Below are 12,771 nucleotides of genomic sequence, written 5' to 3'. Positions count from 1 at the left end.
ATACAATATGGTATTTACATTCCCACTTTGTATGTGCTAAACTATTCATATCCATTATTGGATCCCTCCTATGTTATTGATAGTATGGTTGGCGAACCATTTCTATTATAACATAGGAGTTTTTTCTTGAAGCTGAAGCTTATGTGGATCACACCGGCATAGCCGGTGGTTTTTTTTATTGCTATACAACAAAAAAACCACTCAGGTTTCCCTGAGTGGTTCATAATCGTTAGTTTAAAATGGTTGATACTTAGTTCTCGTAATAAGCATCTTCTTTGGCAATGAACTTAACACCTGTGATTTCAACACTCTCAAGAGATGTTGGCCATCCCTTGCTCCAATCAGACTGTGACATCTGAATATTGAATCCTAAAACCTTAGTTCCATCGATATCTTCTGGTATAGTAATCGATACACTTTCAGCGCCTGGTTTCAATCCATCAACCATAGCCTGTCCGTCTGAATATCCGTTAAACTCACTAGCTCTGCAAGCTACTCCGACTTTACCATGTCCAATATCAGATCCATCTTCTCCGGCTTTCAAATTCAATTTGTAAGACACTTCGATACTCTTAAACAACTTAACATCAAAATTAGCTGGCAACTTGTCGCCGAAGTCAAGAGTTTTTCCATTTGATGAGAATTTTGATGTCACTCCTGTAAGATCTACATCAATATCTGTAACCTTAGTCTTTGGAGCCTCTGTTGGAGCTGGTGTTGCATCTCCAGCTGGAGCAGCTTCCTGTCCAGCAGGGCTAAATGGTGCTCTTGTAGCAACCGGTGCACCCTCTGGGTAAACTGTACTTGGATTAGCCTTGAACTTGATTGAAGTAATAGTTATGCTGTAAAGACTTTCTGGCCAACTATAGTTTGCATTGCTGTCCATTGGCTGAACATTTAATCCAACAGCTCTTCCCGTCACTCCACTGAGTGAAAGTGTTGCTGATGAAAGTCCTGGATTAATTACATATCCACCTGCTACTGGCTGAGAATCTGTTCCAAGACTCTTCATTCCATCAAGCATAGCTACATCATTTACGAGTGCGAGCTTACCATTAGTAAGCTTCGACTGATCGCCGCCCTCTTTGAACTTAAGCTCAAACCCTACTTCACATGAGGAGAAGTATGACATGTCGAACTTGTCTGGCAACTGGTCATCAAGATAAACATATCCTGCCTTATAGAAAGTCTTGGCATTAACCTTTGACATATCGATTGTTACATCCTTTACAGGCTCTGCAACTGGTCCTGCTGTTGATGCAGCATTTGGATCTGGAGTATTACCAGTAACATATGTAATGTTAACGATAGTCTGTCCGGCTGCTGTAGGTGTAGCTGATGGCTTTCCACTAATTGCAGTAGGATCTAATACGGATACATTACAAAGATAAGTCTTTTTTCCAACCTTTGCTGCTACAACGGCTGTGCCGAACTTCTTAGCCTTTATCTTTACACTCTTCTTTTTCTTGCTCTTAAGCTGAATGTACTTCTTTCCTTTTCTGATTGACCACTTTGCCTTTTTAGCATTCTTCACCTTCAGTGTTTTAGTCTTTCCAACTTTAATGCTTAATTTCTTTGCGCTAAGTTTTACTTTTTTAGCTGCATCTGCCTCTGAAAATCCAAGACTTCCAAGAACAACAGCACCTGCCAAAACGATACTTAGCATCTTTTTACTCTGATTACTCAATTGAAAAACCTCCTAAATTTTTTTTCAACCTTTTTAACTACTCTTTCTGCCGTCTCAAATGCTGAGATTATTCCTCATTAACTCATTATATACTGTTTGTGTGAATTTGGCAACTACTTTTTCCACGTACTTGGCGAAAACAGCAGTAGCATAGGGAAAAGCTCCAATCTTCCCACTATCATATCGAATATCAAAACAATCTTGGACATTGCCGAATACATGGAAAAGTTGCAGGTCGGGCCAACTTTATTAAGTCCAGGTCCTATATTATTAATTGTTGCTGCAACTCCAGTAAAATTCGTTGTAAAGTCAAAATTGTCCAACGATATCAGTATTACCGAAGTGAGGAATACGACTATATAAGCTACTAGGTAGACATTTACCGATCTCACGACCTCATGTTCTACCTTCTTTCCATCTACAAGAACCTTGTAGACATTTCTCGGATGAATCATTACTTTAAGTTCCTTTACAAGTGTCTTAAACCAAATGATTACTCGAGAGACTTTCATACCGCCTCCTGTACTTCCCGCACAGGCACCTATAAACATCAAGGTGACGAGGATTGTCTTCGAAAACTCAGGCCACTTATCAAAGTCCGTTGTTGCATATCCTGTTGTGGTTATAATTGTAACCACTTGGAATGCAGAATGCTTTAGAGCTTCGAGGGGTCCTCCGTAAAGCCTACTGATATTAATTGTTATAATTATGGTAGCAATGACTATGATTGCCCCATATAACTTTACTTCGGACATTTTCAGCGCATCCTTTACCTTTCTTTCAATAAAAATAAGATAATAGAAAGAAAAATTAACGCCGAACAGCAACATAAACACAGTAACTACTATCTGAATATAAGATGAAAAGCTTGCAAAACTGTCATTATATATTCCGAATCCTCCTGTTCCCGCTGTTCCGAAGGTGGTTGTAATGGCATCATAGACGCTCATTCTTCCGATTAATAACATTATAAACTCTAAAAGTGACAAAATTATGTAAAGTCCATATAAAATTTTTGCAGTGGACTTAACTTTTGGAACAATTTTTCCAACGCTTGGTCCCGGTGACTCTGCTTTCATAAGAAACATATTGCTTCCGCCGGCCAACGGAACAACCGCCATCATAAACACCAAGACTCCCATTCCACCAATCCAGTGTGTAAATGTTCTCCAAAAGTTTACACACTTTGGCAAATCCTCTACTGATGGACATATAGACGCTCCCGTAGTAGTCAGACCTGAAGCAGTCTCAAAAACAGCATCGATGTATGATGGTATGGATCCTCCCATGTAATATGGTAAAGCACCTAGTAAACTCATGAGGATCCAGCTTATGGCGACTACTACAAAACCCTCTCTTGCGTAAAACGAGTTGTCCTTAGGCTTAAATCTACTTATGAGCAAACCCAAAACGATACAAACTGCTGAAGTCAAGAAAAAATAACACATGTCCGACTCGCGATATATCGCTCCTACTACACCCGGCAAAACTAAGAAAACTCCCTCAAAAAAAAGCAACCACCCAAGTAAATATACTACCATTCTGTTGTTCATTTTCCTTATCTCCTATTACGACCTACTTAGCTTTTTCATGTATAACTTCTTCTATGTCGCTGATTCCCAATTTTTTGGTCACAACAACTACCGAATCTCCCGGTTGCAACATGTGGAATCCACGAGGAATGATAACCTCTCGTTTCCTGACTATACATGCCACAAGTGTATTCTCATCAATAGACATATTCATAAGAGGAATATTGGTAAAGCTTGATTTCTCTTTTACCACAAACTCCAAGGCCTCTGCCTTTCCATTGAAAAGGCTATACATTGTCTCAACATTTGTCCCCTTAGAATTTCTCATGGCTCGAACAAATCTCATGATTTTATCCGCGGTCACCTGCTTAGGATAGATAACCGTATCAATATTCAACTCTTTGATGAGTCCATCATAATTATCTCTGTTGATCTTAGTAACAATCTTTTTGTTGTTTGCCCCTGTACTTCTAGCATACATCGACAATACGATATTCTCTTCATCGAGATTTGTAAGCGTAACGAAGGACTCGGCTTTTTCTATACCCTCTTCGATAAGAACAACCTGATCAGATCCGTCCGCATTTATAATCTGTGCTTTTGAGATGGACTCTGACAGAAAATCGCATCTCTTCTCATCTTTTTCTATAAGTTTGACATTTATACCACTGTTAATAAGGTCTTTGGCGAGATAGTAAGCAACATCACCGCCACCGACAATCATAGTATCCTTAACTTTGTGAGATTCAAAACCAATCTTTTTGAAGAACTCACTCGCCTTGCCCTTTGTGGCCATAAACGAGATAATATCATCCGCCTGAAGCTCAAAATCTCCCCTTGGAATAAAGATTTCTCCATCTCTGTGAACCGCACAAACGAGGATATCTACCTTCAAAGAATGCTCCATATCTGACACGCGCATTCCTGCAAGCGGACAATTTTCCGTAATTTTCAGCTTGAGCATCTCCACTCTTCCCTTAGCAAATGTATCCACCTTCATGGCTGATGGATATCTCAACACCTTGGAGATCTCCGCTGCTGTTGCCAGCTCAGGATTAATTGTCATCGCCAAACCCAGCGACTCCTTGACAAAATCCGCCTCACTTATATACTCCGGATTTCTAACACGGGCTATGGTCTTACAATTTCCGACCCTCTTGGCAACTATGCAACACAAAAGGTTCAACTCATCAGAGCCTGTAACAGCTATAAGCAAATCTGCTTTATCGATGCCCGCGTCTGTCTGAGTTGCAATACATGCTCCATTTCCGGCAATACCCATGACATCATACTTATTGGATAACTCCTCGACTATTCCGTATTTCTTATCAATGATTGTGATATCGTTGCCCTCGTTGTATAACCCTTCCGCAAGAGTGGCACCAACCTTACCACAACCAACAATAATTATCTTCATCCTTTCGGACCTCCTCCATCTTCATTGTCTCCTCTTACTATTATACACATTATTGTTAAAATAACAACCATTAAAAATGCCACGGCGCTGACAAGTATGCCAAATGCCCGCTTTGGATATGTTATTCTTAATACAATATCCTTTTCCTTAATATGCAACAGATTCTTATCCGAGTAAAATGTTCCGCTAGATCTAAAATTGTCCTGATAAGCAATAGTTGTATTGACATCTCCTTCATCAGAGTGAATCACAATCTCCTCCAGACCATTTTCGATCTTCATAGGAACAATTCTTCTCTCAAGCATCTGCGTCCTGTCCACATCCAGGATCTCATCCATCACCTCGAAAACATCTGTATCCCTTGTCTCGATTGCATGATACATTACATTTAGTCCCAGGAAGTAGACATTCGGAATATTTTTCTTGGTTCCAAGCCAAGTCACTTCCCTATTATCAAGTTGAACTGTTCCGATGGAATTATCCACATGTGTCACATATCCTGTAAACCACTCGGTATAATCCGCCGAAAAGTCCTTGGCATTGATATATCTATCCCCGTAACGAAGCGCGGGAAAACGCCTCTTGATAGAGATTTCCTGGTTGTTTATACCCAAAAATGTCTCTTGTTTTGTGGTCGAGTCCTCCTGCATATGGGTTGTATCTATGACAATTCGAACTCCTGCTTTTCCCGCATCACTTATTATGCTCTCAGCCTTCTCCTTGTCATGATAAAGCATTCCACTGACAAAAACTGACTTGTATTTTTTCAAATCCTCAACTCTATAATCGTCTATATACTTACTCTCGCCCTCTTCAAAGGCCGGATAGTACATAGTCATGATATCCACATATTTGCCTATAGCCAAACCTGCATAACCTGATTTAACGCCAAATTGCTTAGGAACATTTTTCTTAAAAATAATCATATGCTCAGTTTCCTTGACGGGCCTATAGCCACTCTTTAGAGCACTTTCCTCTAAATCCGCCCTAGTACTTCCTCGCATGCCGATGCGGTCTTTGCGAACTGCAACCGTGTCATTTCCCATCTCAACGCATCTGTCAAACATATAATCATATCGATCATACTCAAGAGCAGTATTGAGCATTACTATATTGTGGCTTGTAGTTGCTCCCTGCCATGCCCATCCAAAGGTGCTATAAACTTTATTATCGCCTGTGCTAAGTCCCCATGACGGATAGGATCCAAACAAACTCAAATCCATCAATGCCACCCTATAATCCGTCACGCTCTTGATTTCCTCCACCTCTTCCTTGAGGACTTCCGAGGACTCCGTCTCGTACCTGGGAAGATTCATAGAAGGAAGGCAGTCAATCAGCAATATGGCAAAAACAATTATGCAATATTTTTTCTTCAGAGTTTTCCACTCCATGAGGGAGAACACGAAAAAACCATAGATTATTGTGGCAAACCTTGTCATCCAAAAAAGAGTGCTCATGGGAAGTTTGGACAATATCGGAACAAAATCCGTGGTGGATGTAATAAGTATCAGTAGAAATAGCACAAATCCCGCCTTCCTCTTCTTAGCCGCAAAAAAAACTCCAAAAATGGATATAAGCACGAAAGATATGCCGTAATAAAAATTATCTGTCATCCCACTAATTCTGTTCATAGGATTCAAAAGTGTAGTAATCTTGCCGGTCCACACCTTCATTACACTGTCGCTTGCAGACGATGATTCCATGGACATAATTCCTCCCGAGAGAGCAGGTGCAAGCCATACTCCCACTAATAAAAGTCCTGCAAACATGGATAGCATAACATATATTCCATCTTTGTAATTCTTATTCTTAAGCAAATCAAATATAAGAAAGACAAACGTCGCAAGTCCCATCATAGCCGTTATCATGACATGACTTAATAGCATGAGAGACGTGCACAAAACTATGCCAAGCAAGGCGCACTTTTTCTTTTCTCTCAGATATTTCCACACAAAATACATGACATAAGGTATGACGATTGCCGACATCATACGAGGCATATTTCCCTCACAAAAGTATACTCTCAAATTCTCAGGAAAGAAAAACCATAAAACCGCCAATCCCGTTGCAAACACAGGTCTTCTGATATCTCTTCCCCATATAATCCAAGGTATTCCACCAAGCACAATCGACACCCCGGCAAATAATCTATAGGCTCCCACTATGTCGCCACCGGAAAAATATTCCAACACAGCCACAGTATAGTAGGACAGTGGCGCCCAGTATCTGAAAATCTGAGTTCCATTGTACCAAAAAGGCGAATATTTTTGATACCATATGCCATTTTTCAGATTGTTATAAACCACATCTCCCTTATAGAGATGACTCCATATATCATTTCCGGAGGGATCAACTCTGTTAATTGTAAGATAAGAAACCACCGCTACTGCCGTGATTATCAAAACTATAAAACCTGCCAATGCAAGTAAATTGTTTTTTGATTTGTCGCTTATCTTATTCACTCTTTATATCCTCCAAAATCGAATCCACCAGCATCTCAATACTTCGCTCTCTCTCACTCTCGCTCTCATCTGTGATGCTCAAAACATAGGATCTTGCTGGAGTCTCGCTCATTTCCATGCTGAGGAGAATCCATCCCTCTTCCGTCAAAATCTCCGATATTTTGCCCTTGAAATAGTGACAGCAATTCTCCAAAGTTGGATTTGTCACATCAAAAGGCTCTATTTCATTGATGAACTTGTCCTGATAAGGTTCAATCACTTCCTCAATCTTTTTTTCCAAGCGGTCGAATCGTACAAATCCATCCCTCGCTTTTATCATGTAGAGCGCAATCTCCCAAGTATGAGGATGTATCTCTCCAAGCTTGCCCTTTATATATATGGCATGCCTTGCATTTAAGTAAAACTTGAATTTATATTGTCTGTATTTATTCATGCTTACTCCTCTCCAGATATCTATTTCTATCCATTCATTATCTCATAATAGCGCTCCAAAGGCCGCATATCCGGCTTGTCCTCGTAGAGCTTCAATTCATAATTCATATCTTTATCTTGCATATAACTAGCAAGTTCATCATCAAAAGTCTTTAATTTATGCCTTGCATAATTCTCATCTGTCTTGTAAAGAAGCACTATGAAAAATCCTTTTCTTATCTCACCTATAATAGTCTTCTTATCCGCATATTTCCTTATGCACTCTATGGCATCAAATATCTCATCCCTCTTATAATACCTATTTTCCATAAGTATCTTGCATGTTATAATGGACAGTGGTCGAAGTTTAACATCATCTGATTTTTTCAAAAATGTTTCGATAATTGCTACCTCATGAAAAGTCTTATTGTATTTGAACGCCTTTTCATCGACTACCTCCACCTGATCATTTTTCATTGATTCGAGATTATCAAGCTTTTCATTCTGCTCTTTTAAGGTCTTTCTCACCTTGTGAAGTCTTGTCTCCACTCTGTTTAGTCGCGAAGTCAACCACAGTATAGCCATGATAGAAGCCATGATAATCACTGCAAATGCTATATAAATATATATCTCGTGAACAAGCATTTCTCCCTGATCAAGAGCATATTCTCTGTCTGTCACTGCCCCAAAGGTATACGTAAAACCGTTAAATACCTCATCTCGGCTGACCATAACATAATCTGCCTCCGATATGCTTCTCAAAAAGATTTCCCTTTTTCGCTCTTCCGGCTTAATTCCACTCAAAGTCTTGACATCTCTGGCCATTATTACATCATCACCTTTGATGATAAAAAGCCAATTTGCTCCGGAAGTCTCCGCCTTGGTATATAGGTACTCCACAACTTCCTCATCAGATTTACCGGAGTACTTTAAATTTTCTACTTGATTTAAAATCTGCCTCAGATACTCCTGTTGCTTCTTTTCATATACATTTATATATTCTGTTTTTGAGCGATTGTTCTGGACAATTACAAAAACAGTACTGATAATCATCGCAGCAAAAACGGATATCAGAACCGCAACCATCCTTGTCTTTCTACTTGTAAAAAAACCAAAAAACTTTGACATTATTCTGCACCATGTCCTTCCATGTCATCCGATTCCGGATTATTTACCTCATTTCTGATTTTCTCTAATATCTCAGAAATACATTTGAAATCTTTCTTTACTGTCTTTTTAAAAGACATTTTTTCTTGGGTGAAGTTCTTTGTTTTCCAAGTCTGTACACCCTTAATAGAATTAACTATTCCTGCAAATCTAAACCAAAATACGATAAAATTAAAAATTGGCAAGAAAAACGACATATACCATTTTTTCGCATAGTAATTGCGCAAATCCTTAAATCTACTTAGGAACAATACGATAGTTAAATATAACATAAATGATGAAATTACATATAATATATATATAACCACTATCGACTCCACCACTAGTTTCATGGGATAATTGATAAATGCAAGACATATAAGCGCAAAGTACCATATCATCCTTGGAAAGGCAAACGTGTGATCAAACATCACAAGCCTCATGACAAAGTTAGAGAAAAACCCCCTTACCGGATCTAACTTGTTGCGCATAAACATGTGGATTACTTCCATCTCGCCGCGCTGCCACCTCTGCCTCTGGGTGTAGAGCTTGTTCATGTTTTCTATAGGTTCTACGAAGAAAATAGCCGAATCACAGAGTACAACTTTTTCTTTCAGATTATCTCTTATCTGAAATGTAACATGAGTATCTTCGCATATCGTATCTGTATTATACAAATGCGTCTTGAGAATCGAAGATTTTCTAAAGGCAGAAAATGCTCCTGACAAAGTAAACATGCTATTGTATTCCGACTGAAAATTTCTTCCCGCCAAGAACGCCTGACAGTACTCGAAAAATTCCATCTTCAAAAATAGTCGTCTGAAGAATCCCTTGGACTCATCGATTCTATCCGGGTTAGTCATAATCGCCCCCGTGACGCAGTAAACATCCTCATTATTCTCAAACTTGGCCACAATATTTCTTATGGCATCCGGGTGAAGCACTCCATCCGAATCCACATGTATGATATATTTTCCTGAACTATTAAATAAAGCTAGATTTAATGCCTTGGATTTACCCTGTTTAGAGCTCATCCAGTTAATTGTGAGCTCCGGATAATCTCTCTGACATTTACAAAATACCTCAAAACTGTTGTCAGTGCTCATATTATCAATGGCCATTATATATATCATCTTATTGTCATAATTGGAGTCATATACCGACTTTATGCACTGATAGAGGGTTTCTGCCGAATTGTAAACAGGAATAATCAAGGTTATCTCCGGCATATACTTTAATTCCATATTTCCCTCGCCCCTTATCTTTCGCTTCAGGAGTATCAGAAAATTAAAAAAAGTAGGTATAATCTCCATCATCAATGGAATTATTATCCATGCCACCCAAAAAACCATGGAACTGTATAACATATTAATCATTGATGTCATAACTGAACGCCCCCACTTTCTGCCTTATTATATGCGACTTCGTGAACACTAAGAAATAAAGGAGAATCGTGCAGAAGTAGAAAAATATTCTGGCATAGACGGTATGTGCATAGAAGTATATGCCCTCGCCAAATATATAAACCAGAACACAGATGAGTACAATTCTCAGAACATTTGTCACGAATATCGCGGCAATTCCCAAAAGGCTTACAATGATTCTCTCGTGAAACTTGTAAACCGGGAAAAACCACAACAACGCCAAAAAAGCCATCATCTCTATAACCCCCGAGCACTCGAAGTCGATATAGAGAGATAGGCTATCTCCACCATGTTGAATAAATAACATTCCGTTTTGGAAAAACGAGTCGAAAATCCCCGTCAAGGAACCTATAACTCCGGCCACTGCAGCAACCGACTTTTGAAGCGGTGCCACTACTACCGGCTCTAACCAGATGAGCATGAATACAAAAAGTCCCACGCTTCCCAATACAAACTCCCAGAAAAACAGATTACTTCTCTTACATACTGTAATTACATAAACCCATATTATCGCAAACATAATCGTTATCCAAGTCATTGAACTTTTTCCTTTTTTCTTCTTGTATATGCAAGGGATGCAATTGTCGCAATGATTATTGCTATAACTACTCCAATTACAGGTCCGGATGATGTTCCGGCTATAGTCAATCCCTCAGGTCCAAGATTGTCATTGGAAACTCTTATTGAATTGATACTGTCTGCTTCCACATTAAATATTTCACAAATATCCTTGATGGATACCTTGAATTCTATGTCATCTCCCAAAGTATTGGGATTTCCGTAATTCTTATCATGAACTGTCAATGCCGCACTTCCATCGCACAAATGTCCCTGATAATCGAGATAAATCAAAAATGCTGTGTTTACCCCAACAGGATATTGCCCGTAGGTCTGTCCATAGTCAATCTGCCCATGTCCGTTATCCGCTTGGATAAGCAATGCCTTTCTCTGACCATTTACATCAAGATTAAATCTCTGAAATGGCATCTGACTGGTGTACAAGTCGCTGGCATGCACATGTACATACAGATAATCATCATCGCAGTAAATATGCGCTTTGTGATTACACTCGGCATTGTTGGACATATACGTAATCTGAGTCTCGGGATAACTCTCCCAATCATCATAGTATCCGTCAATATTTATACCACTAGCTGCTTCCACTTTCTCAGTGCTTATAAATCCAATCACTGCCATCATGAAAACCGCTAATATCAAAGTATTCCACAGTTTTCTTCTCATTTCATCATCTCCTTGCGCTCAAGAAGCCACTCTATGCTCTGCATGTGCTTCTCCTCACTTTTAGATTGAGACATAATCTTGTTGGATACCATATATACTCGCAATGGATTATCCATAATTTCCAGCTGATAAAGCCATAATCCCTTGTCCTCAAGTAGCTTGAATATATCATCATAAAGCTTTTCTCCTATATCCTCAAGACTCGCCGTCGTCCCTGCAAATTCGGGTATCTCCGGCAAGAATACGCCGTCAAATCGGGATAGATAATTCTTTATATCCTTGTCAATTTCTCCGAATAAATATTCCTTCTCCTCATCTTGCTTGATATACAAGGCTATCTGAAAGGTATGGGAATGCATCCTCTCTTTCCCTCCGTCAGCACTGTGAGAAGCATTGAAATAATACTTATATATGTAGTATCTGAGCATTTTTCCTCCTGAACTTAACAAATTCTAGGTAATCCCTCGCCCTGCAGAATATCTAAGCTTCTCAGCCCACCTATAGAAGTTCTCAGGCGTAGCTCTCCCTTTCCTACCTCAGTTTTTTCAAGCACGTTTCCGATAATCGTAGCACCTTCCCCGTACTTTGAATTCTTGACAATCTCTAATGCCTTCTGGCCCTGGTCTTCCGGAACAAGAGCCACAAGCTTTCCCTCATTTCCCATATACAATGGGTCTAATCCGAGAATTCCACAAAAATCCTTCGTTCTTATATCGACAGGAATTGCATTTTCCATTAACTCAATCCTAAAATCACCGGCTTTTGCAATCTCTGTCATTACAGTTGCAAGCCCACCTCTAGTCACATCCCTGAGAACATGAATATCAATTCCGGCTTCTATCATTCCCTGTACCATCTCGACCAGAGGAGCATTGTCACTCTCTATGTCATTTTCTATGGCCATTCTCTCACTTAATATGGCAGCATGATGGTCTCCCATATTTCCTGAAACTATGATAACATCTCCCTCAGCTGCATTCTGCACAGAGATATCCACTCCGTCAGGTACGAATCCAAGACCGGTGGTATTGATGATAAGTCCACCATCGCCCTCGACTACCTTGGTATCCCCTGCAACAATAATGACTCCTGCTTCCCTTGCGGTCTCGGCCATGGAGTGAACCACTCTCTCGAGAATATCAATCTCTAGACCCTCTTCTAATACAAAACCACAAGTCAGATATCTTGGTGTCGCGCCTCTCATGAGAAGGTCATTGACGGTGCCACATACACTGAGCCTGCCTATGTCGCCTCCCTTAAAGATAAGGGGTGTCACCACAAAACTATCTGTAGTCATAGCTATTTTACCACAACCACTCTCTAAATCTAGGACAGCTGCATCTTCCATCCTGGACAAAATCTCATTGTCAAACTCTCTCTCGAAAATCTTGTTAATTAACTTACTCGTCGCACTTCCTCCACTTCCGTGCTCCATTGATATTCTTGCCAT

The 12,771-nt window shown here is 39.7% G+C and carries 11 protein-coding genes; all 11 read right to left on the bottom strand.

What is annotated here, in order from left to right:
• Positions 1-250: 250 nt before the first annotated feature.
• Positions 251-1,687: a hypothetical protein gene (locus L877_RS13465; protein WP_026835358.1), complete on the bottom strand. Its 1,437-nt coding sequence runs from the start codon at positions 1,685-1,687 to the stop codon at positions 251-253.
• A gap of 113 nt (positions 1,688-1,800) precedes the next feature.
• Entirely contained in the window at positions 1,801-3,240 is a 1,440-nt protein-coding gene (locus L877_RS0106310; protein ID WP_026835357.1) for a TrkH family potassium uptake protein, read from the bottom strand.
• Between the two features lie 22 nt (positions 3,241-3,262).
• Positions 3,263-4,636: a Trk system potassium transporter TrkA gene (gene trkA / locus L877_RS0106305; RefSeq protein ID WP_026835356.1), complete on the bottom strand. Its 1,374-nt coding sequence runs from the start codon at positions 4,634-4,636 to the stop codon at positions 3,263-3,265.
• Positions 4,633-7,098 carry a 6-pyruvoyl-tetrahydropterin synthase-related protein gene (locus L877_RS0106300; protein ID WP_026835355.1) on the bottom strand — a complete coding sequence of 822 codons (2,466 nt, stop codon included), beginning with the start codon at positions 7,096-7,098 and terminating at the stop codon, positions 4,633-4,635. The genes trkA and L877_RS0106300 overlap by 4 nt, the downstream gene beginning before the upstream one ends.
• The gene (locus L877_RS12440) at positions 7,091-7,531 is read right to left on the bottom strand and encodes a 6-carboxytetrahydropterin synthase (RefSeq protein ID WP_034785250.1); all 441 of its coding nucleotides are present in this window, start codon (positions 7,529-7,531) and stop codon (positions 7,091-7,093) included. The genes L877_RS0106300 and L877_RS12440 overlap by 8 nt, the downstream gene beginning before the upstream one ends.
• Positions 7,532-7,557: 26 nt before the next feature.
• Complete coding sequence (locus L877_RS0106290; RefSeq protein WP_026835354.1) at positions 7,558-8,637, bottom strand: hypothetical protein; 1,080 nt, start codon at positions 8,635-8,637, stop codon at positions 7,558-7,560.
• Complete coding sequence (locus L877_RS0106285; protein ID WP_341349137.1) at positions 8,637-10,031, bottom strand: TIGR03111 family XrtG-associated glycosyltransferase; 1,395 nt, start codon at positions 10,029-10,031, stop codon at positions 8,637-8,639. The genes L877_RS0106290 and L877_RS0106285 overlap by 1 nt, the downstream gene beginning before the upstream one ends.
• Entirely contained in the window at positions 10,024-10,599 is a 576-nt protein-coding gene (gene xrtG / locus L877_RS0106280) for an exosortase family protein XrtG (RefSeq protein WP_242837128.1), read from the bottom strand. The genes L877_RS0106285 and xrtG overlap by 8 nt, the downstream gene beginning before the upstream one ends.
• A gap of 14 nt (positions 10,600-10,613) precedes the next feature.
• Positions 10,614-11,321: a Firmicu-CTERM sorting domain-containing protein gene (locus L877_RS0106275; protein ID WP_026835351.1), complete on the bottom strand. Its 708-nt coding sequence runs from the start codon at positions 11,319-11,321 to the stop codon at positions 10,614-10,616.
• Positions 11,318-11,749 carry a 6-carboxytetrahydropterin synthase gene (locus tag L877_RS0106270; RefSeq protein ID WP_026835350.1) on the bottom strand — a complete coding sequence of 144 codons (432 nt, stop codon included), beginning with the start codon at positions 11,747-11,749 and terminating at the stop codon, positions 11,318-11,320. The genes L877_RS0106275 and L877_RS0106270 overlap by 4 nt, the downstream gene beginning before the upstream one ends.
• Before the next feature lie 14 nt (positions 11,750-11,763).
• Positions 11,764-12,771: a hydrogenase expression/formation protein HypE gene (gene hypE / locus L877_RS0106265; protein WP_026835349.1), complete on the bottom strand. Its 1,008-nt coding sequence runs from the start codon at positions 12,769-12,771 to the stop codon at positions 11,764-11,766.

This window comes from Eubacterium xylanophilum ATCC 35991 (assembly GCF_000518685.1).
Classification (GTDB): Bacteria; Bacillota; Clostridia; order Lachnospirales; family Lachnospiraceae; genus Eubacterium_F; species Eubacterium_F xylanophilum.
Note: the sequence above shows the minus strand (reverse complement) of the source record. Positions and strands in the feature narration are given on the sequence as shown.